The 24,150-nt window shown below is 31.6% G+C and carries 21 protein-coding genes and 1 pseudogene; 16 read left to right on the top strand and 6 right to left on the bottom strand.

Annotated elements, in window-relative coordinates; all coding sequences use genetic code 11:
* Positions 1–25: 25 nt before the first annotated feature.
* Positions 26–1,420, bottom strand: coding sequence for a leucyl aminopeptidase family protein (locus EAH69_RS08625; RefSeq protein WP_121934795.1), 1,395 nt, complete (start codon positions 1,418–1,420; stop codon positions 26–28).
* 101 nt (positions 1,421–1,521) lie between these two features.
* Here EAH69_RS08625 and EAH69_RS08630 point away from each other — a divergent pair, with 101 nt between their 5' ends.
* Positions 1,522–2,271 (top strand): alpha/beta fold hydrolase, encoded by a 750-nt coding sequence (locus EAH69_RS08630; RefSeq protein ID WP_121934796.1) that lies wholly within the window; start codon positions 1,522–1,524, stop codon positions 2,269–2,271.
* Here the strand turns inward: EAH69_RS08630 and EAH69_RS08635 are convergent.
* Both EAH69_RS08635 and hflX read right to left on the bottom strand, forming a co-directional pair.
* Positions 2,264–2,974, bottom strand: coding sequence for a DNA alkylation repair protein (locus EAH69_RS08635; protein ID WP_121934797.1), 711 nt, complete (start codon positions 2,972–2,974; stop codon positions 2,264–2,266). The genes EAH69_RS08630 and EAH69_RS08635 overlap by 8 nt on opposite strands.
* Positions 2,975–3,039: 65 nt before the next feature.
* Positions 3,040–4,263: a GTPase HflX gene (hflX, locus tag EAH69_RS08640; RefSeq protein ID WP_121934798.1), complete on the bottom strand. Its 1,224-nt coding sequence runs from the start codon at positions 4,261–4,263 to the stop codon at positions 3,040–3,042.
* 139 nt (positions 4,264–4,402) lie between these two features.
* Here hflX and EAH69_RS08645 point away from each other — a divergent pair, with 139 nt between their 5' ends.
* The 12 genes and pseudogenes from EAH69_RS08645 to EAH69_RS08700 form a co-directional block, all read left to right on the top strand.
* Positions 4,403–5,302: a T9SS type A sorting domain-containing protein gene (locus EAH69_RS08645; RefSeq protein ID WP_121934799.1), complete on the top strand. Its 900-nt coding sequence runs from the start codon at positions 4,403–4,405 to the stop codon at positions 5,300–5,302.
* A 336-nt stretch (positions 5,303–5,638) separates the two neighbouring features.
* Positions 5,639–6,496, top strand: a complete 858-nt coding sequence (gene hisG, locus EAH69_RS08650) for an ATP phosphoribosyltransferase (protein ID WP_121934800.1) — start codon at positions 5,639–5,641, stop codon at positions 6,494–6,496.
* A 119-nt stretch (positions 6,497–6,615) separates the two neighbouring features.
* Positions 6,616–7,899, top strand: a complete 1,284-nt coding sequence (hisD, locus tag EAH69_RS08655) for a histidinol dehydrogenase (RefSeq protein WP_121934801.1) — start codon at positions 6,616–6,618, stop codon at positions 7,897–7,899.
* Positions 7,900–7,992: 93 nt separating this feature from the next.
* Positions 7,993–9,036, top strand: coding sequence for a histidinol-phosphate transaminase (gene hisC, locus EAH69_RS08660; RefSeq protein WP_121934802.1), 1,044 nt, complete (start codon positions 7,993–7,995; stop codon positions 9,034–9,036).
* Between the two features lie 206 nt (positions 9,037–9,242).
* Positions 9,243–9,599 carry a four helix bundle protein gene (locus EAH69_RS08665; protein WP_121934803.1) on the top strand — a complete coding sequence of 119 codons (357 nt, stop codon included), beginning with the start codon at positions 9,243–9,245 and terminating at the stop codon, positions 9,597–9,599.
* Between the two features lie 50 nt (positions 9,600–9,649).
* Entirely contained in the window at positions 9,650–10,783 is a 1,134-nt protein-coding gene (gene hisB, locus EAH69_RS08670; RefSeq protein WP_121934804.1) for a bifunctional histidinol-phosphatase/imidazoleglycerol-phosphate dehydratase HisB, read from the top strand.
* Positions 10,784–10,900: 117 nt separating this feature from the next.
* Positions 10,901–11,479, top strand: a complete 579-nt coding sequence (gene hisH / locus EAH69_RS08675; protein ID WP_121934805.1) for an imidazole glycerol phosphate synthase subunit HisH — start codon at positions 10,901–10,903, stop codon at positions 11,477–11,479.
* Between the two features lie 149 nt (positions 11,480–11,628).
* Positions 11,629–12,345 carry a 1-(5-phosphoribosyl)-5-[(5-phosphoribosylamino)methylideneamino]imidazole-4-carboxamide isomerase gene (gene hisA, locus EAH69_RS08680; protein WP_121934806.1) on the top strand — a complete coding sequence of 239 codons (717 nt, stop codon included), beginning with the start codon at positions 11,629–11,631 and terminating at the stop codon, positions 12,343–12,345.
* Between the two features lie 184 nt (positions 12,346–12,529).
* Positions 12,530–13,282 (top strand): imidazole glycerol phosphate synthase subunit HisF, encoded by a 753-nt coding sequence (gene hisF, locus EAH69_RS08685; protein ID WP_121934807.1) that lies wholly within the window; start codon positions 12,530–12,532, stop codon positions 13,280–13,282.
* On the top strand, positions 13,279–13,890 hold the full coding sequence (gene hisIE / locus EAH69_RS08690; protein ID WP_121934808.1) for a bifunctional phosphoribosyl-AMP cyclohydrolase/phosphoribosyl-ATP diphosphatase HisIE: 612 nt from the start codon (positions 13,279–13,281) through the stop codon (positions 13,888–13,890). Before hisF ends, hisIE begins: the two co-directional genes overlap by 4 nt.
* A gap of 232 nt (positions 13,891–14,122) precedes the next feature.
* Positions 14,123–14,569 carry a class I SAM-dependent methyltransferase gene (locus tag EAH69_RS08695; RefSeq protein WP_317124737.1) on the top strand — a complete coding sequence of 149 codons (447 nt, stop codon included), beginning with the start codon at positions 14,123–14,125 and terminating at the stop codon, positions 14,567–14,569.
* A 49-nt stretch (positions 14,570–14,618) separates the two neighbouring features.
* Positions 14,619–14,777, top strand: a pseudogene (locus EAH69_RS08700) (pyrophosphohydrolase domain-containing protein); the annotation flags it as partial.
* A gap of 31 nt (positions 14,778–14,808) precedes the next feature.
* On the opposite strand, the gene EAH69_RS08705 reads toward EAH69_RS08700, so the two are convergent.
* The 3 genes from EAH69_RS08705 to EAH69_RS08715 form a co-directional block, all read right to left on the bottom strand.
* On the bottom strand, positions 14,809–15,585 hold the full coding sequence (locus EAH69_RS08705) for a DUF2490 domain-containing protein (RefSeq protein ID WP_121934809.1): 777 nt from the start codon (positions 15,583–15,585) through the stop codon (positions 14,809–14,811).
* Positions 15,586–15,813: 228 nt separating this feature from the next.
* Positions 15,814–17,142: a hypothetical protein gene (locus EAH69_RS08710; protein ID WP_121934810.1), complete on the bottom strand. Its 1,329-nt coding sequence runs from the start codon at positions 17,140–17,142 to the stop codon at positions 15,814–15,816.
* A gap of 12 nt (positions 17,143–17,154) precedes the next feature.
* Complete coding sequence (locus EAH69_RS08715; protein WP_121934811.1) at positions 17,155–19,566, bottom strand: TonB-dependent receptor; 2,412 nt, start codon at positions 19,564–19,566, stop codon at positions 17,155–17,157.
* A 236-nt stretch (positions 19,567–19,802) separates the two neighbouring features.
* Here EAH69_RS08715 and EAH69_RS08720 point away from each other — a divergent pair, with 236 nt between their 5' ends.
* From EAH69_RS08720 to EAH69_RS08730, 3 genes are read left to right on the top strand one after another with little or no spacing between them, the layout of a single operon-like run.
* Positions 19,803–21,266 (top strand): ankyrin repeat domain-containing protein, encoded by a 1,464-nt coding sequence (locus EAH69_RS08720; RefSeq protein ID WP_121934812.1) that lies wholly within the window; start codon positions 19,803–19,805, stop codon positions 21,264–21,266.
* An 8-nt stretch (positions 21,267–21,274) separates the two neighbouring features.
* Positions 21,275–21,766, top strand: coding sequence for a DUF2271 domain-containing protein (locus EAH69_RS08725; protein WP_121934813.1), 492 nt, complete (start codon positions 21,275–21,277; stop codon positions 21,764–21,766).
* Positions 21,767–21,768: 2 nt separating this feature from the next.
* Positions 21,769–23,961: a PepSY domain-containing protein gene (locus tag EAH69_RS08730; RefSeq protein WP_121934814.1), complete on the top strand. Its 2,193-nt coding sequence runs from the start codon at positions 21,769–21,771 to the stop codon at positions 23,959–23,961.
* The last annotated feature ends 189 nt before the right edge of the window (positions 23,962–24,150 follow it).

Below are 24,150 nucleotides of genomic sequence, written 5' to 3' on the forward strand. Positions count from 1 at the left end.
TTTATTTTATAATAAACTTAAAAAATTAAGCTTTATAATTTTTAAAAAACTGATTCAATAAACGGATTCCAACTCCTGTACCTCCATTTCCTTTATAATTTTCTGGAGCCGATGTAAATGCTGGTCCAGCAATATCTAAATGAACGAATGGATAAGTTGTAAAATGCTCTAAGAATTTACCTGCAGTAATTGTTCCAGCATAACTTCCTCCGATGTTTTTAAGATCAGCAATTTGAGATTTAATTTGCTCTTTATAATCATCCCATAGTGGCAACTCAACTAAACGCTCATACACTTCGTTTCCTGCTTTTTTTAATTGTCCATTAATTGCTTCATCAGCATTACTCATCATACAAGTTGCACGAGTACCGGCTGCAACTAAGGCTGCCCCTGTTAACGTTGCTGCATCAATAATTAATTCTGGTGTATATTGATTTGCATAAGCAATAGCGTCAGCCAAAATCATACGACCTTCTGCATCTGTATTTAAAACCTCAACTGTAGTTCCGTCATACATTGTAATAACATCACCAGGTGCGTATGCATCTCCACCAGGACGATTATCCGTAGAAGGAATTAAAGCGATAATATGTAAATCCGATTGATTTAAGGCTGCTGCATAAATTGCTCCACCCATACAAGCTGCTCCACCCATATCCGATTTCATTAAATCCATTGAGTTTGGAGTTGGTTTCAAAGATAAACCTCCCGTATCGTAAACAATTCCTTTCCCAACTAAAACAATTGGTTTTTCGTTGCGAGGATTTGTTGGTTTATATTCTAAAATTGTAAAAGTTGGTGGCTGAATTGAACCTTTATTAACAGCTAACAATCCACCCATTTTTAGTTTTACAATTTCATCTTTATGTAAAACCTCAACTTTAATTTTTGCTTCCTTTGCAATTTCTTCTAACTCTTTCGCTAATTGTAAAGATGTTAAGTAAGAGTTTGGCTCATTTACCATATCTCTCCCCCAATAAACTGCTTTAATAATGTTATTTAATTCAGCAACACGAGCCTCCTCAACATCACCAACAATTGCAACTTCAGTTAACGCATATTCCTTTTCATCTGCATCTTTAAAGTATTTAATGAATTGATAATTTGATAATTCTAAACCTTCAGCAACAGCTAAAACTTGTTCACCATTTCCAACAATTGTAATTTTTTCTGCTTTCTTATCTAATTGTTGACGGATTGAAAAACCAATCACACGTAAAGGTTCTAATTCTTGTTTTTCATCTACCAAGAAAATTGTTTGTTTACCAAGTTTTATGAAATCAAACTTTGCTTCACCTTGTTTAAATTCTTCAATTAAACTCTGGATCAAATCATTATTTTCTACCTTAAAATCTGCTGATTTATCAAGCAAAAAAACAACATTCTCTTTTAAAGTATAATTTTGAGATATAGTAATCATTTTTTATAAAAATTAGGCTTCAAAAGTACAAAAACGAAAGTTTAATTAATACGATTTATTATTAAAGATTTAAGTGTAATTTTGATAAAAATTGAATCAATATGCTGCATTACTCGATTGAAGGAACTGGTAAAACTTTAGTTTTTTTACATGGATTTATGGAAAATTCTAACATTTGGAATCCATTTGTTCCTTTGTTTTCAAAGACGCATCAAATCGTAACTATTGATTTACCAGGACACGGAAAAAGCGATACTGAAAACGAGATCAACACCATTGAAATAATGGCTGAAAAAGTGATTGAAATTTTAGAATTCCTGAACATTAGTAATGCTACTTTCATTGGACATTCGATGGGTGGATATGTGAGTTTAGCCATTGCAGATGTTTATCCACAATTTGTTGATAAAGTCGTATTGGTTAATTCTACTTCCTTGCCAGATAGCAAAGAGAAAAAGGAACAACGTCTAAAAGTGATTCCTACCATTCATAAAAATTATTCACTTTTTGTTCGTTTAAGTATTCCTATGCTTTTCGCAGAAGACTTAAAACCTCTGTTAGAAGACGAAATGAACGAATTAAAGCAAATTGCACTTGATAATCCGATTAACGGAATTGAAGCTGCTTTACGCGGAATGAGAGAACGCCCAGATAGAACACATGTTTTTTATGAGTTGGATAAACCATTTTTAATCATCAATGGAACCAAAGATTCAACAATTGATATCGATTTATTTGAAACAGTAATTCCTATTAAAGAAAACATCAAAATTGAAAAACTAAATTGTGGACACGTTGCATTTATGGAAAAGAAAGAAAAATTTGTTCGAATTCTTACTTCATTTATTTAAGCTTCATGTAATACTCTTTCAACTCTGGAATTAATTTTTCTAAAGCATAACGTAAAGAAGTTCGAGGTAACCTGGTCGCATTAACATCTAAAAATAATGTTAGCATCTCTTCATCCTTTTTACCCATTTCTCGTAACATCCAACCATTTGCTTTGTGCATTAAATCATGAGGATGATTCATATTCATCAAGACAATTTCAGTAACAATATCCAATGATTTTTTCTTGATAAAATACATCGTTGAAACTATAGCAATTCGTTTTTCCCATAAATCTTCAGACTTTGCTAAATCAAATAAAAAATGCTCTTCGTTCAGATGATAACAATAGTGTCCCAAAATCTTATAACAACTTGTATCTACCAAATCCCAATTATTAATACGAGAGGTTTGTGATAAATAAAAATCCACTATTTCTTTTTGAAAGTTTACGTCTTTAGATTTTTCATATTTTGCAACCAACATTAATAAAGCGGTTAACCTATATTCATGAATATCAAAACTCAATAATTCTTTTATTTCTTTTAACGAAACTTGATTGTAATATTCTTTCGCTACCAATCGCTGATTAGGAACTGTAATTCCTAAAAAAGTATCTCCTTCGCCATATTCACCTTTTCCAGTTTTGAAAAAGCGTTGATAAACTGATATTTTTTCAGCATCAGATAAATCATGTAAAGCAGTTTTAATTTCGTTAACTATCATTTCGAATTATTTAAAATTAAGATACAAAAAAAGAGCTCAATTTCTTGAACTCTTATATACATGTTTTATTCTTCTTCTGTCATATCTTCTTCCTCGTAATATTGGAACAAGAAATTATTATAAGGGAATCGCTTCGTATGAATATCTTTTACTTCCTCGTAAACCGTTTTACGTAATTCTTCTAAATTATCTTTTTCTGTTGCAGAAATAAATAAAGTTGGGTAATCTGTTTTAGCCATCCACGTACGTTTCCAATCTTCTAAAGAATAATTCTCGAATTTCATTTCAGTTAAATCATCTTCTTCTTTCTGAACGTAAGAGAAATTATCAATCTTATTAAAAACCATTACTGTTGGTTTATCTTTCGATTCAATTTCAGCTAAAATTTGATTTACAGAATTTACATGATCTTCAAAACTAGTGTGAGAAATATCTACCACATGAACTAATAAATCCGCCTCACGAACCTCATCTAAAGTCGATTTGAAAGATTCTACTAATTGCGTAGGTAACTTACGGATGAATCCTACCGTATCTGTTAATAAAAAAGGTAGATTTCCGATCACAACTTTACGAACCGTAGTATCTAAAGTTGCGAATAATTTATTTTCAGCAAACACTTCAGACTTCGATAAAACATTCATCAATGTGGATTTTCCTACATTTGTATATCCTACCAAAGCAACACGAACCAACGCTCCACGATTTTTACGTTGCGTTGCCATTTGCTTATCAATTCCTTTTAATTTCTCCTTTAATAAAGTGATTCGGTCACGAATAATACGTCTATCCGTTTCAATTTCCGTTTCCCCAGGACCACGCATACCAATACCACCACGCTGACGCTCTAAGTGCGTCCACATACGTGTTAAACGAGGTAATAAATATTGATACTGAGCCAACTCTACTTGCGTACGTGCATAAGAAGTTTGTGCACGTTGAGCAAAAATATCTAAGATTAACTGCGTACGGTCAATGATTTTTTTGTTAACTACTTTCTCAATATTTTTTAACTGAGATGGTGTTAATTCGTCATCAAAAATTACAGTATCTATATTGTATTCTTCAACAAATGCTGCAATTTCATCTAACTTTCCACTTCCCACAAAAAACTTAGAATCTGGACGATCCATTTTTTGCGTGAAACGTTCTCCAACTGTAGCCCCGGCAGTATAAGCCAAAAACTCCAATTCATCCATATATTCAGTCAATTTCTCTTCCGATTGCTCACGAGTGATTAATCCAACTAAAACGACCTTTTCGTAATTTGCTTCTTTCTTTTCTAACATAAATCAATACAAAAATAAAGTAAAGTTTTGATGATTAAAAAGATTAGAAAAAATCTTGCCAGTTTTCCTATTAAAAAAACAAAAACTTTTTAATTAAAAATTTACTCTTTAGGTTTGTAACTTAATTTAAATACTATTTATGAAAAAATTTTTACTTCCTATTCTACTATCGGGATTTTTATCAATTTCTGCTAATGCTCAAAATCAAGATCAAACTATTTCTTTCGAGACAAGTGAAGGTTATAATTTAGGAAATCTATTGGGTCAACAAAATTGGGGTCATTATGGTTATCTTTTCGATAATTATGCAAATGTTATTGATTCTGATGCTTCAGTCGGATCACAAGCTGTAAAAGTAAATGCCAATGAAGATGAACAAGAAAACTGGGGTGGATTAATCTATGAATTACCATCTCTTCAAAAATTTATTATTTCTGCTGATGTTAAATTTGATGGTGATATGGGGTCTGATTATGACATGTTATCATTGTATAATTTTAACGGTGACGATTACGAATACTTAAGCGGTTTTTACTTTGTTTACACGGGTGAAACTTCTTTTGGAAGCGAAACAAATACAACATCACCTTTCGACTGGACTCCAAATACGTGGTACAATTTAAAATCGGATGTAGATTTCAGCCAAAGACAAATTAAATTGTATGTTAATAATACATTAGTAAATACTGTTGCTATTCCACAAGAAATTAATTCGATTAATGAAGTCGATTTTGAATTTGATAATTATGAAACTGGATTTACGTTAGACAATTTTCAAATCATTGATTTAGTCAATTTAGGTTTAAATGATATCAATTCTGCATCAGTGCATATTTATCCAAATCCTACAACTGATGTTTTGAATATTAAATCTGATTATAATATTAAATCTTTAGAAGTTTTAGATTTAACTAGTAAAACTATTTTAGTTACTAAAAACTCAAATCAAATTGATGTGAAAAATTTAAACAAAGGAATCTATTTATTAAAAATTGAATCTGAAAAAGGTACATCAATACAAAAATTCATTAAAAAATAGACCTTAAAAATTTTCTAAACAAAGTGTAAATTAAGGATATTATTCTAATTAATCTAGTTAAAACATCATTAAGAACTAAATTTAATCGATTTAAAAATTAAATTAGGATAAAACAAAATATCCTTTCTAACTTTGCATTATCAAAAAAAGAAAATGTCATTCACTCAAAAACATCATGTACATCATCATCATAGCTCCCTTCAGGCGGCCTGATTTGTTGTATTTTGTAGTGAACTAAAAATATTAATAAAAACCGTCTGAGTAAATCAGTCGGTTTTTTTTGTTTCATAAATTTTCACTTTCCGCTTTTTTACTCAGACTTCAAATAAAATTGTAATGAGTAAATTAAAAATTGCCATTCAGAAAAGCGGAAGATTAAGTGAAAAATCCCTTGAATTATTAAAAGATTGCGGGATTAAAATCTCCACAAGTAGCAGAAAATTAAGAACAGAATCATCAAACTTTCCTATCGAAGTTTTATTTCTTCGTGATGATGATATTCCACAATACGTTGAACAAGGCGTAGCTGATATCGGAATCTTAGGAGAAAACGAAGTTTGGGAAAAAGCAAAAGATGTTAATACTATTCGTCAACTTGGTTTTGCAGGTTGTAAAATGTGTTTAGCGATTCCAAAAGATGAAGTTTATACAGATTTATCGTATTTCGAAGGAAAAAAAGTAGCCACTTCTTATCCTCGTATTTTAGGAAATTTCTTCCAAGACAATAACATCAATGTAAAGATTGAAGAAATTGGAGGAAGCGTAGAAATTGCGCCAAGTATCGGTTTAGCCAACGCTATTTTCGATATTGTTTCAACAGGTTCAACTTTATTAACAAACGGTTTAAAACAAGTAGAAACCGTAGTAGAATCTCAAGCCGTATTAATTTCCAATAAAAATTTAGAAACTGAAAAACAAGCCATCGTTGACCGTTTATTATTCAGAATCGAAGCTGTTAAACAATCTTCAGAAAATAAATACATTCTATTAAACGCGCCAAACGAAAAATTAGAAGAAATCATTGCTCTTTTACCAGGAATGAAGTCACCAACAGTTTTACCATTAGCACAAGAAGGTTGGTCGTCAATCCACACTGTAATTAAAGAAGATACATTTTGGGACATCATCGAACAATTAAAAGCTTTCGGTGCTGAAGGTATTTTAGTATTGGAAATTGAGAAAATGATTTTATAGTGTTGATGTGCTTAAGTTGTTAAGTTCATAAGTAGTTATTTATATAAAGAATAAAAAAACACTTACAAACCTTAAAGACTTATAAACTTAAACACTTTATAACATAAAAACTAAAAAAGATGCAAACCTATATAAACCCACAACTTTCAGATTGGTCAGCGTTAACTTCTCGACCAACGGAAGAAGCGCAAGATTTACAAAAAATCGTTTTAAATGTTTTTGGTAAAATTCAATTGGATAAAGATCAGGCCTTAATTGACTTTACCGAACAATTCGATAAAGTTCGATTAACTTCTTTAGAAGTTTCAGTTGAAGAAATGGAAGAAGCAAAGGCTTTAATTTCGGAAGATTTAAAACAAGCGATTCAATTAGCCGCTTCGAATATTGAAAAATTTCACGCGGTACAACATGAAGAAGTTAAAGTTATCGAAACTACAAAAGGTGTGAACTGTTGGAGAGAGTCTCGCGGAATTGAGAATGTTGGAATATACATTCCAGGTGGAACAGCTCCTTTATTTTCGACAACGTTGATGTTAGGAATCCCTGCAAAATTAGCGGGTTGTCAAAACATTATTTTATGTACGCCTCCTAACCAGGAAGGGAAAATTCACCCAGCTATTTTATATACTGCGAATTTAATCGGAATCGAAAAAATCTACAAAGTTGGAGGAATCCAAGCAATTGGAGCCTTAACTTATGGAACAGAAACGATTCAGAAAGTCGATAAAATTTTTGGTCCAGGAAATCAATATGTAACAGCTGCAAAACAAGTGGCTCAAAATTTTGGAGTAGCGATTGATATGCCTGCTGGTCCAAGTGAAGTGTTAGTGATAGCAGACGAAACTTCCGTTCCAAAATATGTTGCTGCCGACTTATTATCTCAAGCGGAGCACGGAATCGATTCTCAGGTTATCTTATTAACGACGAATGAGCAAACATTAAACGAAACAATTGCCGAAATCAATGCACAATTAGAAGTTTTACCAAGAAAGGAATTAGCAGCTAAAGCCTTAGAAAATTCGAGAGGAATTGTTTTAAATTCAATCGAAGAATGTATTGCTTTCTCTAATATTTATGCACCTGAACACTTAATTTTTGCTTGCGAAACAGCTGAAGATTTTATTCCAACTATCATCAATGCAGGTTCTGTTTTCTTAGGAAACTATTCGTGTGAATCGGCTGGAGATTATGCTTCAGGAACCAATCACACGTTGCCAACAAATGGTTATGCGAAGAATTATTCGGGCGTTTCTTTAGATAGTTTTATCAAGAAGATCACGTTCCAAAAATTATCAGCAGAAGGAATTCAAAATATTGGTCCTGCTATCGAATTTATGGCGGAAGCTGAAGAATTATTTGCACACAAAAATGCGGTGACGCTAAGATTATTAGACTTGAAATAATTTGATAAGTGAGGAAGTTTTTAAGTGGTTTAGAATTGTGGTATAAATAACTTAAAAACCTGTCAACATAAACACTTAATAACTTAAAATAAAATGTTCAACATAAACAACATCATTCGTCCCAACGTAAAAGCAATGAAAGCGTATTCATCTGCTCGTGACGAATTTCAAGAAATAAACGATGATTATATTTTCTTAGATGCAAATGAAAATCCATTTCCATCACCGTATAATCGCTACCCAGATCCTCAACAAAGAGCTTTAAAACAAGTTTTGTCGGATAAGCATGGAGTAGGGAAGAAGCAAATAATCTTAGGTAATGGTAGCGATGAAGTACTCGATCTATTGTTTCGTGCATTCTGTAATCCGGAAATTGATAATGTGATTGGTATTTCACCATCGTATGGAATGTATCAAGTATTGGCTAATTTAAATGCGATTGAGTATAGAAAATCATTGCTTCAACCAGAGGAGTTTTCTTTAAATGTAAACGATATATTATCTAAAGTAGATGAGCAAACCAAACTGATATTTTTGTGTTCACCTAACAATCCAACAGGGCAATATTTGGATGATAACGATATTGAAAAATTGCTCAATTTGTTTCATGGATTAGTAGTAGTTGATGAAGCTTATATCGACTTTGGAAATAAACCATCTTGGAACAAAAAGTTAAGTTCTTATCCAAATTTAGTAGTCCTACAAACCTTGTCTAAAGCGTATGGAATGGCGGGATTACGATTGGGTATTTTGTTTGGTAACGAAGAAGTGATTTCGGTGTTGAACAAAATCAAACCACCTTACAATATCAATCAATACACTCAAGATTTTGCTCAAAAATGTTTGATAGATAAAACTTATAGTGAAAGTTTAATTAACTTGTTATCAAAAGAAAGGGAGCTTTTGTCTAAATCTTTAATTCATGTTAATTTTGTTGAAAAAGTTTTTCCATCAGATTCAAATTTTATTCTAATAAAGGTCGATAATGCAAACAAAAGATACCAACAGTTAGTAGAAAAAGGCATTATAATTCGCAATAGAACAAATGATGATTTGTGTGAAGATTGCTTACGAATCACTGTTGGAACGGAAGAGGAAAATAGGAAGTTGTTGAAAGTGTTTAAGGGGTTAAGTTAGTATGTGATTAAGTGTTTATGTGGTAAAGTGTGCAAGTGATGAAGTGTTTATGTGGTAGAGTGTTTAAGTTGGTTTTATCTCTGATTATTAAATATTTCAACTTACTAACTTAAAAACTTACAAACTGAACAACCTACTAACTTACCAACTGTCCAACATAAAAACATTTTTCATAACTTAATATTCTAACCTTAAAACCAAATAATATGGGCCTAGTTTATGATTTAAATTTATGGAAAGAAGCGCATCAGCTAGTTTTAGAAGTGTATAAAACAGTTGATAAATTTCCTAAATCAGAAATTTTTGCTTTATCGAGTCAAATGAAACGTTGTGCAGTTTCTGTTACGGCAAACATTGTTGAAGGATATAAAAAACAAACGAAAGCTCATCAAATACATTTTTATAACATTTCGGATACATCTTTAGAAGAACTGAAATATTACTTCATACTTTCTAAAGATTTGAATTATATAACAGAAGAAGAATACAAAATATTGATTAGTAAAAGTGAAGAAGTTGGAAAAATGATTACAGGTTATATTAAACATATCAAAAGTAAATAACTTAAAAACTTCATCACCTAATCACTTACAAACAATCATACAAACTAATAATGAAAAAAGTACTATTCATAGACCGCGATGGAACCATGATTTTAGAGCCAGCTGACTACCAAGTGGACAGTTTTGCTAAATTAGAATTCTATCCAGAAGCATTTACTTATTTAGGTAAAATTGCAAAAGAATTGGATTACGAATTAGCGATGGTAACGAACCAAGATGGTTTAGGAACACCTTCAAATCCAGATGAATTGTTCTGGCCAATTCAAAATTTCGTGGTAAAAGCATTCGAAAATGAAGGAGTAAAATTTGAAGATATTTATATCGATAAAACATTTGCTCACGAAAATGCACCAACACGTAAACCTGGAACAGCTTTATTAACAAAATACATCAACAATCCGGAATACGATTTAGCAAATTCGTTTGTAATCGGAGACCGAATTACAGATGTTAAATTAGCACAGAATTTAGGTGGAAAAGGAATTTTCATTGCCAATGATGAAGCTCTAGGAGCAGACGAAATCAAAGATAACGAAGGATTAAATGAGGCAATTGCACTAAAAACAACTTCGTGGAAAGAAATTTACGAGTTCTTAAAATTACAAAATCGTACAGCTTCCATTGTTCGTAAAACAAACGAAACTAAAATTAAAATCGATTTAAATTTAGACGGAACAGGAAAATCAGATATTTCAACTGGTTTACACTTTTTCGATCATATGTTAGATCAAATTGCACGTCACGGGCAAATGGATTTAATGATTAAAGTAGATGGAGATTTAGAGGTGGATGAGCATCACACGATTGAAGATACCGCCATTGCTTTAGGTGAAGTTTTCGCACAAGCTTTAGGAAATAAGTTAGGCATCGAACGTTACGGTTTCACTTTACCAATGGACGATTGTTTAGCACAAGCCGCGATTGATTTTGGCGGAAGAAATTGGTTGGTTTGGGAAGCGGATTTTAAACGTGAAATGATAGGTCAAATGCCAACAGAAATGTTTTATCACTTTTTCAAATCGTTTACCGACGGAGCAAAAGCGAACTTAAACATCAAAGCGGAAGGAACCAACGAGCACCACAAAATCGAAGCGATTTTTAAAGCGTTTGCGAAAGCCATTAAAGTGGCGGTAAAACGTGATCCAGAAAAAATGATTTTACCATCAACGAAAGGAATGTTGTAATAGTTTTTAAGTTATGAAGTGATAAAGTTATTTGTTGGTTTAAGACTTAAAATCCAACCACAAATTAACTTACAAACGTAAACACTTATCAACATAAAAACTTAACCACTCACAAATATGATAGCAATAATAAAATATAACGCAGGAAATGTAAAATCGGTTTACAATGCGGTAACTCGTTTGGGTTACGAAGCGGTAATTACAGACGATTTTGAAACCTTACAAAATGCCGATAAAGTAATTTTTCCAGGTGTGGGAGAAGCAAGTTCGGCGATGACTTATTTAAAAGAAAAAGGTTTAGACGAAGTCATTAAAAACTTAAAACAACCCGTTTTAGGAATTTGTTTAGGTCAACAATTAATGTGTGCTTTTTCGGAAGAAGGAAACACAGATTGTTTAGGGATTTTCCCCATTCAGGTGAAGTTATTTCCAGCAACGGAAATCGTTCCACATATGGGTTGGAATACCATTTACGATTTAATAACTCCTTTATTTAACGGAATAGAAGAAAACTCAGACATTTATTATGTTCATAGTTTTTATTGCGAAAATTCAGAATATATGATTGCGAAAACCAATTATATTCTAGAATATTCAGCGGCTTTAAATAAAGATAATTTTTACGCAACTCAATTTCACCCTGAGAAATCAGCGGGAATTGGAGAACAAATTTTAAAGAACTTTTTGTCTTTATAGTTTGTCAGTTATAAAGTGATAAGGTTATTAAGTTGTAAAATTTTATGTTCAAAAGTTAATCCCCATTAATTGAAGAACACAATAACTAAAAAACTTACAAACACAATAACTGAAACACTTAAAAACATAAACACTTAAAATTTAAAGAAATGAGAATCATCCCAGCAATAGATATTATCGACGGAAAATGCGTTCGTTTATCTCAAGGCGATTACGATACAAAAAAAATATACAACGAAAATCCATTAGAAGTTGCGAAAGAATTTGAAGATTATGGAATCGAATATTTACACTTAGTGGATTTAGATGGTGCGAAATCAAAGCAAATTATCAATTATAAAACATTAGAACTAATTGCTTCTAAAACCAATTTAAAAGTTGATTTTGGTGGAGGAATTAAAGCGGATGATGATATCAGAATTGCTTTTGAATGTGGTGCGAATCAAATTACAGGTGGAAGTATTGCGGTTCAAAATCCGACGTTATTTCAAGAATGGATTTCTCAATACGGAAGCGAAAAAATCATTTTAGGAGCAGATGCTAAAGATCGTAAAATTGCGACGCATGGTTGGTTAGAAACTTCTGAATTAGATGTGATTGATTTCATCCAAGAATACAAAGCAAAAGGAATTGATTATGTGATTTGTACAGACATTGCAAAAGATGGAATGTTACAAGGAACTTCCAACGAATTGTACGCTGAAATTTTAGCTGCTGCAGACGTTAAATTAATTGCTTCGGGTGGAGTTGCTTCAATCGACGATTTAATTAAAGTTAAAGAATTAGGTTGCGAAGGAGCGATTTTAGGAAAAGCAATTTACGAAGGTCGTATTCAGTTAAAGGATTTGGTACAGTTTATCGGTTAGAAAGGGGTTAAGTTGGCAAGTTGGTAAGTTTTTAGGTTTTGAAACTAAACCACTTACCCACTAATCCACTTAATCACCTAGTCACTTAAACACTTAAAAACTTAACCACATAAATTTTGACATATAACTTAAACACTTAATAACTTAAACTCATAAAAACTTAAACTCATAAAAACCTTAGAACGTGTTAAAAAAAAGAATCATCCCCTGTCTCGACATCAAAAATGGAAGAACGGTAAAAGGAGTTAATTTCGTGGGATTACGCGATGCGGGAGATCCGGTGGAATTAGCGAAGAAATATGTAATAGAAGGTGCCGACGAATTGGTGTTTTTGGATATCACAGCGACGCTTGAGAAACGCAAAACCTTAGCAGAAATGGTCGAAAAGATTGCAGCAGCGATTAATATTCCATTTACGGTGGGTGGCGGAATCAATTCGGTAGAAGATGCTTCGGCTGTGATTCAGGCAGGTGCGGATAAAGTTTCTGTGAATTCTTCTGCGGTAAAAAATCCTCAATTGGTGGCTGATTTAGCTGCTCGTTTTGGATCGCAATGTGTAGTCGTTGCAGTGGATACTCGCGATGTGAACGGAATCCAAAAAGTGTTTGTAAGCGGTGGAAAAATCGAAACCGAATGGGAAACCTTAGATTGGGTGAAAAAAGTAGAAGAATTAGGAGCTGGTGAAATTCTGTTAACCTCGATGGATGGTGATGGAACTAAAGCTGGTTTCAAAATTGATATTACAAAAGCAGTAGCTGATGCTGTAAATCTTCCAGTAATAGCTTCTGGTGGAGCAGGAACAATGGAACATTTTAATGAAGTGTTCACCGAAACAAAAGCAAGTGGTGGATTAGCCGCAAGTATTTTTCACTTTGGTGAAATTCCGATTCCGACACTAAAAAATTATTTAAAAGAACAAAACATTCCGATACGATGAAAATCGATTTCACAAAAAGTAACGACGGATTAGTTCCAGTTGTTATTCAAAATTACCTAAACAATCAAGTATTGATGTTGGGTTACATGAACGAAGAAGCATTTGCTAAAACGGAAGAATTAGGAAAAGTAACCTTTTATTCGCGTTCAAAAAACAGATTATGGACAAAAGGTGAAGAATCAGGAAACTTTTTAGAAGTAAAATCAATCGCGATTGATTGCGATAACGATACGATTTTAATCAAAGCTAAACCTTTTGGACCTACTTGTCATACAGGTTCTACAACGTGTTTCAACGAAATTTCGAATCGTGGATTTGTATACGAATTAGAGCAAACAATTAACGATCGAATCGACTTAGCGGAAGATAAAGATTCGTACACGTATAAATTATACAACAAAGGAATCAATAAAATTGCACAGAAAGTTGGTGAAGAAGCGGTAGAAATCGTGATTGAAGCGAAAGACAATAACGACGATTTATTCTTAGGTGAAGCTGCCGATTTGATGTATCACTATTTGATTTTACTAAAAGCGAAAGGATTCAAATTAGAAGACGTGGAAAACGTTTTGAAAAGTCGTGAAAACGGACCGAGGAGAGAATCTTAAATTTTGAATGTAACATTCGTTACGCTATTAAAATAATATTTTACGAAATTGCGATAAAACTCTTCAATAAAATGGAATACGAGAAAAAAGCTCATTGGGAAAATATATATTTAAATAAAACACCATAAGAAGTTAGCTGGACTTAGGAAATACCAGAAACGTCATTACGTTTAATCAATTCATTTAAGTTAGATAAAATAGAATTATCGATATAGGTAGCGGTGAAAGTAAATTGGTTGATTATTTACTAGATCAAGGCTATGAAAACATAAGTGTTTTAGATATTTCTGCTAATGCATTAGCACGCGCTAAAAAACGTTTAGGTGAAAAAGCAGAAAAAGTAACTTGGATTGAAGATAATATCACTGTTTTTGAACCAAAAGAAAAGTATGATATTTGGCACGATAGGGCTGTTTTTCATTCTTTAACAACTGTAGATGATATTAAAGCACATCAAAGGTTAGTAGCACAAGCCGTAAATAAATACATGATAATTGGAACATTTTCGATTAATGGCCTTATAAAATGCAGCGGTTTAGAGATTAAACAAAATGATGAATCTTCTTTAGTAAATACTTTTGGAAAGAAATTTAATAAAATAGAATGTTTTACAGAAAATCATACGACTCCATTTTATACTACTCAGAATTTCATATTCTGTACGTTTGCTAAAAAATAAATTTTTGATTAAAATTCTTTATTAAATCAATGAAATAATTTCATTATAGATTGAAGCGAAAGACAATAACGACGATTTATTCTTAGGTGAAGCTGCCGATTTGATGTATCACTATTTGATTTTACTAAAAGCGAAAGGTTTCAAATTAGAAGACGTAGAAAACGTTTTAAAATCAAGAGAAAACGGTCCAAGACGACCTGAGTTATAAAAAAACCCCATCATAAAGATGAGGTTTTTTTTCATATAAATACATGAAAGGGATCTTCCCAAACTAAATCAAAAGAAGCATAATGAACACTATGTGTTGATTTATTTTTTATTAAATTATTCATATACCCAACGCTAATTGCAACAGGTGTATCTTTAGGTCTGTATGTATAAAACAATGTAAATCGAGCCTCTTTATATTTTAATTTATCCCATTTTTTTGTTTCATCTGTCCTACTCATCGAAAACAAAGATTCTGCACCAGCAGTTAATGTATGCTGTTTCAATCTATCTACTGTTAAAGCTACTTGAGTTTTTAAACGACTTCTTAATTGAATAGATTTATCTATATTTTTCCAGTTATTGTCTACAAATTTTCTCAATTCTTGGCGAGCTGTTTGTGTCAATTTAACTTTTCCAATTGATGTAGAATATGATAATCGACTGTACAATCTTAATTCTTGTTGAACTTTTGTTTGATTTACATTAGTATTCTCATCTTTAAAATAATCTTTCTGATTACGGTAACTTACAGCATAAGATACCTTCCAATTATTTTTTATATGATGATAAAATTCTTGATTAATAACAACTATTGCTAATTTAGAATTTATATCATAATTATCTTCTCCACTTTTTAGTCCAACACCTATATAAGTCATTGACTCAAAATTGGCATCATCATTTAACTTCTGACGAAGTCCCATTGCATACCAACTTGCTGCATTAGTATCCCCTAACCCAGGAGGTGTAATTTGTGCTTTTAATGAAATTGAAAATAAAAAAAGGATGGAGAGTATGTATTTCATAATACTATTTGATATATTTCTAATAAAGAGTTGAACAAATGTATTTTTGAAATTGGGAAGAAAATGGGAACATTTCCCTTTTACATTAAATTAATTCTACTACAACTAATCGAATAATTAGTATTTTATTAATTAAGTTAAAGAATAGTATACAAAGAAAAACTTACATACAATAATAAAAAAAGGACCGCTAAAAAACGGTCCTTTTCTGAATATAATAATTGACAATTAGAAAACTCCTATGTAGTGGTTTCCTGGCTTATTAACTAATTTTGCACCTTTTGTAACAGCTCCTGTACGGCTATTTAAGATGTAAATATTTCCATCTTTTCCTGTTGGAGTTACGGCAACATAAACTTCATCACCATCTACAACAAATCCTTGGTATTGACCAAAATCTAAATCAGCATCATAATCGATTCCATTAACTTTCTGAGCTGTTTTATTATTTAAATCTACTCGAGCAATAAATCCTTGATCGTTTGCTGAAGTGTATGTGTAAGCAACATAAGCGATTCCATTACCAGCGTAACGCCAAGCGTCTACATAAGTTCCTTGCACACCTAAAGCTGTATCTAAACTAAATACATAAGAATTATCGTATTGATTTGATTGATTAATTCTTAAAATATGTGAACCTTTTGTTCCACGTTGAGTCGCTTGGTAAATATTTCCGTCTGTTGAAACGAAACTATTAAAACTTCTGTATCCACTTGTATCACCGTTATCAACAGTAGAAGTAATTATAGTTGGGTTTGTTAAAGCTGGATAATCTACAACTAATGATTTTGTTCCTAAACGTTCAAAACCAGATTGATTTTGCCCTGTTGCAGGATCAGTTTTACGCATCCAAGTTCCAATAATTAATTTATTCCCTGCTTTGTTTAAAGTTGGAGCATCTAAACGGAAAATATGGTGACCTTGAGCTTCTTCAGCCTCCGTTAAAGGAATTTCGTATTGTTTAGAAGCTGAAATTAAGATATTTTGTAAATCTAAAGATAATACTGTAGCTGTTCCTCTTGTGTATTTATAAGTTCCATCTGTATTATTAACAATTTGTGGAGAAGTTACGTTTACTGCTATCCCTGTTTTATCACCATCAAATAATTTAGCCCAACGTGGTGAAGTACCAGCGTATTGAGAAATATTAACTGTAGTTCCTGATTGTGTAAAAGCATTTGCACCGTTTACATTATACGTCATAAAAGTACCTCCATTTGCACCTGTATATGTAATATTGAATAATTTACTTCCATCAACAGACGAATTTAAACGCGCCGTACGATTTGATAAAACATCCATTCCTTGTCCAAAAACATCAATAGAATAATTAGGATTTTTTGCATTTTCTTTTGATACAGAATAAACTACAGTTCCTCCATTTCCATCACCAGGAGTTTGTTGCATTTTTGCTCCTGCTAATGTAATCCAACGATTTTCAATTCCTGGATTTTCTCCTTCATTTGATGGTGCATCATCATCATTTGAACAACTAGTTAAAGCTAATGGCGATAATAAAACACCACACATTAAGAATTTAAAAAAGTTCTTTTTCATATTGTTTGTAATTTAGAATTTATTGATAGTATAATTTAATTTTAAGTAGAATGCACGCCCAGGTTTCTGAACTGCGTAGTTATCGAAAGCTTGCTCATTAAAAATGTTTCGAGCATCAAAGCTGACAATGAAATTTTTGTTAGGAAAAGCATAACTAAATCCCGCATCGTGTACAAATTGATCTGGCGTTTCAAAAGCGTTTTTTTGCCAATTTGTTTTAAATGCATGTACATATCCTAGATTATAGTTTAAACTTAAATGACCTCCTTGTTTAATTACATTTCGGAAAACATATTGCATACTCGCATTTCCATTGAAATATGGTTCGTTGGGAATTTGCTCGTTGTAATACTCCAATTGATTCCCGTTACTGTCGTATTGAATTTTATATAATGTATTAAATTGTGATAAACTTACTAATGCATTAAAGTTTCTTCCGTATTTATAACCAACTTCAAACTCATAACCGATAGATTGTGTTTTACCTAAATTTTCCATCGGAATTGTTTGCACGGCATCGTTATTACGGTCATTAATTTTTCTAACGATTTTATCTTTTGTATCACGAATAAAACCTGCCGTAGAAAAAGATAAAGTATGAGATTGTAGTTTATAAGGACCTAATTTGAAACCAACATTTGCATTATTACTAATCTCTGGACGAAGGTTAATTGCACCATCTAAATTATCTCCCGGATTTCCGAAGAGCTCGTTATCATTTGGCATTCTTACTGCTTTTTCAGCAGAAACTAAAAACGTAATTCCGTCCTTTATAAGATATGAAGCTGCAATTCCGTAACCGTCAGTATTGAAATTACTTTTTGTAACTTCCTCAAATCTATATGGATTTCCGTTTGCATCTTGTTTTAAAACTGGATCCATTTTTTCAATCTTTTGATTGTAATGTTTCCAAAAAGCATTTATTTTTAATTTTTCATCAAATGCTCTAAAATCATATGATATAGATGAAATAGTTTTTGTTAAATCACGAGTTCCTAAGAACGATTTTTCTAAAACAGATTTCATTTCATCGTTATCCGTACGGTCTATTTGATAATAATAATTATTTAAAAATATTCTGTGATTTGGATTAATACGGTATGAAATTGCTGAACGTCCTGTTATAATCTCACGATTGATGTGATTGATCGTTGGTGCACCTTGTTGCGCTCCATTTGGACTTAAAATTGGATTTCCATCTAAATCTAAAGCGATAGTACCATCCCAATTATAATTGTATTTAACTGTATCATTTATCGTTTCTTTATTTTTACTGTAAATAACATTTAAATTAACATCTAATCCTTCAGTAAAAATATCTTTCTTATCGTAAGTAAAGCCTAACACATTCGCATTCGACTCTGTAAAACGACCTTTGTAAGGTTTTGTCATAAATTGACCATGCTGAATTTCTTTATAATCATCTGATCCATTATAAGAGATCATGAAATTATCAGCCCATTTAACATCAGAAAATCCGACTTCTACTCTACCTCCAAATGATTCGTAAGCATCATTAAAACGTTTTGCTTTTATATGTTCATATCTTCCGTTAGGTAAAATATTATAAACATGCTCTCCCCAAACTTTGTAATCATTATCAGAATAATTATAAAATCCTGAAACCTTAGTTGTAAAACCAGATTTAGCTCTATAAAAACCAAATAAGTTCGTTTGCGTAGTATTAAAAGATCCATAAGAAACCGAAGCATTTAACGTATTTCTTGCTCCTTTTTTTAGGATCACGTTAATTGCACCTCCCATTGCATCATCACTTAAATAACCAGGAATTACACCTTTATAAACTTCAATTCTTTCGATTAAAGCTGGCGGAATACTATTTAAATTAAAAGATGAACCATAGGTAGATAATGGCAGTCCGTCAATAAAAACACGAACTGAATTTCCCGACATTCCGTTTAAATTATAATCAACGCGCGAACCTAAACCTCCATTTTGTCTAATTCTAACTCCAACCGTTCGGTCAAGTAATTCGTTCGTTTGAATATTTCTTGTCGCTGCCTCAGCAGTTTCAATCACATTCATGGCAAATCCTTGTTTTTCAAGTTCGTTTTTTACCGATTTAATTTTCTTAATATCAACAATAGCTAAATCAATATGATCTAAAGTTGAAAATTCAACATCCTGAATCAAATCTTGATCTTTAACAACAATTGAAATCAATTCTTCTTTTTTTCCAACTTTGATTACAAGAACATATTCTCCATTTTCAACATCAGAAAATTTATATTTTCCATCTTTTCCTGATCTTGTTAATTTCGATTTTTTATACTGTACAAGTTTAATTTCAGAAGCCTCTATAACATTATTTTTGTCATCATAGACAGTTCCCGAAATCGTATTCTGAGCATTTGCTACGAGTGCTAAGAAGAAAAATGCAGAAAAGGTTAATTTCTTAATCATTGTTAAATTTTTGTCAAAACTATTATTTATTTGGACTTAATCCAAATAAACTTAACAGATCTAAAACTTTTAATCAATTAATATACAGAGCTATATAAATAATAAGGTTTTGATGATATAATTCATTATTTAGAACTTTTACAATTAATGTTTAGAATAATTATAAATAAAGTTCTATTTTTGAACTCAGATTAAAATTGGTCTAAATAATAATTAACAACAATACACTCTATCATATGAGAAAAATATTCATTACTGTTGCAATTTTAGTAGCATCATTTATTCAAGCTCAGACAAACTCTTTAATGGATGCTGGTTTTTGGAAAAATAATCCAACTATCGAAACTGTTAAAGCTGAAATAACAAAAGGAAATAGTCCGTCTCAACAAAACGGTGGATTCTTTGATCCTGTAGTTATCGCTATCAATAACAAAGCAAATTTGGATGTTATTAAATTCTTAATTGATCAAGAGGGAAATTCTGTTGATAAAAAAACACACCATTCTCGTATTTATTTACAATGGGCGGCGGCTTCAGGAAATTTAGAATTAGTTAATTATTTATTGGCAAAAGGTTCTGATGTAAATTATGTAGATAGCCACGGTGATGATGTTGTTACTTATGCTGCAAGTGTTGGAAATTCTAATTTAGCTGTTTACGATGCTTTATTTAAAGCAGGTGCAAATCCTAAAGTTAAAGGTGAAAGCGGATCTACTTTAATCATGGAAGCGATTGCAAATGATAGTGATTTAAAGATTACTGAGTATTTCGTTTCTAAAGGATTGTCAATTTCAGATAAAGACAATGCTGGTCGATCGGTTGCAGATTATGCAGCGAAATTAGGAAATCTTTCTATTATAGAGAAGTTAGTTGCTAAAGGTGTAAAACCTACTGATCAAGCTTTATTCTTTGCAACACAAGGATCAAGAACAAAAGAAAATGGATTAGAAGTTTTTCAAACTTTAGTAGATCAATATAAATTAAATCCTAAAGCGGTTAATCCAGAAGGTCAAACACTTATTCACGCTTTATCTCGTAGAGGAAATTTAGAAATTATCAATTATGTTATTTCGAAAGGAGCTGATGTAAAAGTTGTAGATAAAAAAGGAAATACAGCTTTGATGATTGCCTCGGCAGGAAAAAATACAGAATTAGTTAATTTACTATTGGCCAAAACAAATAATGTAAATACAATTAATAAAGTTGGTGAATCTGCCTTAACAAAAGCAGTTTCTGCTGGATCTACTGAGATTGTTAATGTATTAATTGAAAAAGGTGCTAAAACAAATTTAGTTGACATTGAAGGAAATAATTTAGCTGCTCATTGGTTCAATTCATTCAAACCAAAAGACGAAGCTTTTAATAAAAAACAAGAAATTTTAGCTCAAGCTAAAGTTGATTTCAAAGCGACACAACACAAAGGAAGTACTTTATTACATTTAGCTGTTGATAAAGGAAACATTGCTTTAGTAAATAAAGCGATTGAATTAGGTGTTGATGTTAACGCACAAGATGAAGACGGAAATACAGCATTACATAAAGCAGCTTTAATTGCAAAAGATGATGTAATTCTTAAAGCATTAGTTGCTGCTGGAATTAAAAAAGATTTAAAAACAGAATTCGAAGAAACAGCTTATGAATTAGCTTCACAAAACGAATTCTTATCAAAAAATAATGTGTCTGTTGACTTTTTAAAATAATAAAGGAAATGAAATTTAACGTATTAAAAAAATTAGTTGCCTTAGTTGTAATCTTAATGGCTTCTGCCACTTTTGCACAAACAACAAAATATAAAACAATGATTCAGATGGAAAATTACACAGGTAAAGAAGCCTATGTAGTTATTTCATTAATCAATCCAAAAGGACAATACGAGAAAACTTTAGCTGTTTTGGGACCAGATAACGAATGGTACAATACTTTAAAAGAATGGCACAAATTCAACGCTAAGAAAAAAGAAAAATTAAACGGAATCACAGGTGCTTCTGTTGCAGGAGGAGCAAGAGCAACTCGTGTTATCGAATTTGATACAGCGAAATTAAACAAAGGTTACAAATTACGTTTCGAATCTGCAGTTGAAACACAAAAATATGTCGTAAAAGATGCAGAAGTTGCCTTGACATCTGCTGCATTAAATAACAAAGCTGGCGTTAAAGGAACAGAATACATTAAAGCAGTTCGTTTTATTAAAGTACAATAAAAATGACATTATCTATTTGGAGATATGCGCATTTAGCTTTAGCAATAATATCTTCAGCATTCCTTGTAATTCTTTCTATTACTGGAGTTATTTTAGCTGTTGATGCTATTAATGAAAAATCGCCCGCATACAAAGTAGACAATTTTGAAAATATTACTCTCGCGCAAGTTTTACCAACTTTGCGCGAGAATTATTTTGAAATATTAGAAGTAAAAATAGATCACAACGATTTCGTAACCATTGATGCAATGGACGAGGACGGAAACTCTTTTCAGGCTTATATCAATCCTACAACTGGTGAAAAATTAGGAGAAATTGTTCCAAAAAGTGATTTTATCAACTGGACAACTGCATTACACCGTTCATTATTCCTTAAAGAAACTGGACGTGCGATAGTTGGTGTCGTTTCATTTTTGCTATTATTAATTTCAATCAGTGGTTTAATTCTGGTCATTAAAAGACAACAAGGAATAAAAAACTTCTTCACGAAAGTAAATAAAGATTCATTTTCTCAATATTTCCACGTCGTTACTGGCCGTTGGTTATTAATTCCTGTTTTGATTATAGCATTAACAGGAACTTTAATTTTCTTAGCTCGTTTAGAGCCTTTAATTGGCCAACCAACTGAAGTTGAACATCAAGCAAAAGAAAATTTAGAAGCCAAAGAATTAAAGGATATTGAATTTTTTCAAAACACTAAATTAAGTAACGTTGAGAAAATCGAATTTCCTTTTATTCCAGATGATGAAGCGGAACCTTTTATCATTCATTTAAGAAAGAAATCTGTCTCTGTTAATCAAGTTAACGGTTCAATCATTTCCGAATCATTTCATCCATATTCTGCAATTGTTGAGAAATTTAATATCGATTTACATACAGGTCGTACAAACGTAATTTGGGCAATTGTTTTAGGTATCGCTTCGCTGAATATTTTATTCTTTATTTGGTCTGGATTCGTGATTACATTTAAACGAACTCGTACAAAAATTGGAAAGAATAAATACAAAGCAAGTGAAGCTGAGATTGTTTTATTAGTTGGTTCAGAAAATGGTTCAACTTTAGGTTTTGCAAATAAAATTCATGAACAATTTTTGGCTGATGGTCAAAAATCTTTCATGGCACAAATGAACCAATATGAAGTTTATCCGAATGCTAAAAACATCATTGTTTTAACGTGTACTTACGGAATTGGAGATGCACCTGCTAATGCCAAAAAATTTGAAGAATTATTAGAAAAATATCCTCAAAATCAAGCAATAAATTTCTCTATCATTGGATTTGGATCAAGAGCATATTCAGAATTTTGCGGGTATGCCATTAAAGTTGATCAATGGTTAGAAAATCAACATTGGGCTACTCGTATATTGGATTTAAAAACGATAAACGATAAATCGCCTGAGGAATTCACAACTTGGATTACTGCTTGGAATACTATTTCTGAAACGCAACTTGCTTCTACTCCTGCTTTGTATGTTGGAAAAGCGCCAAGATTAAAAAATATTAAAGTTGAAAAAGTAACTAAAACAACTGCAGAAGACGCTACGTTTAAGTTACTTTTTGATACAAAACTAAACTATAAATCAGGTGATTTATTGGCTATTTATCCAGCGAATGATCATCGTGAGCGTTTGTATTCGATTGGTAAAGTCGAGAATAAATTACAACTTATTGTGAAGTTACATGAATTTGGATTAGGTTCTCAATATTTACACAACCTAACAGAAAATTCAATTATCAAGGCTAGAATTGTTAAGAACAAAGCGTTTCATTTTCCTAAAAAAGCATCTCAAGTCATTATGATTGCAAACGGAACCGGAATTGCTCCTTTCTTAGGAATGATTGATGAAAATTCTAACAAAACAGAAACGCATTTATATGCTGGTTTTAGATTTCATAATCTAACGACAAAAGAGTATGAAGCCTTTACAGAATCACAACTTAAGAAGAAACATTTAACGAAATTCAACATTGCTTTTTCTCGAGAAGAAAATAAACAATATGTGATGGATTTGGTTCAAAATGATGCGAAGTTATTCGCTGATGCTTTACAGAATGGAGCTATTATTATGATTTGTGGAGCTTTAGCAATGCAAAATGATGTAGAGAAAGTTTTAGAAACTATTTGTCAAGAACATTTACGTAAATCTTTCGAAGAGTTTAAATCTAATGGACAATTTTTAACGGATTGTTATTAATTAAATGAGTTGATTCGAGAATGTGTGAATGGAATAATTTAAAGGATGAGAAGCTGAAATAAATTCAGCTTGACATTTTTAAAAGTCATCCTAAACTTGATTCAGGATCACATCATAATAATTAATAAATGAAATCATTTCAAAAATATATATTCACTTTTTTTATAAGTTGTTTCCTAATTCCGGTTA

This window comes from Faecalibacter macacae (genome assembly GCF_003687725.1).
GTDB classification, from domain to species: Bacteria; Bacteroidota; Bacteroidia; order Flavobacteriales; family Weeksellaceae; genus Empedobacter; species Empedobacter macacae.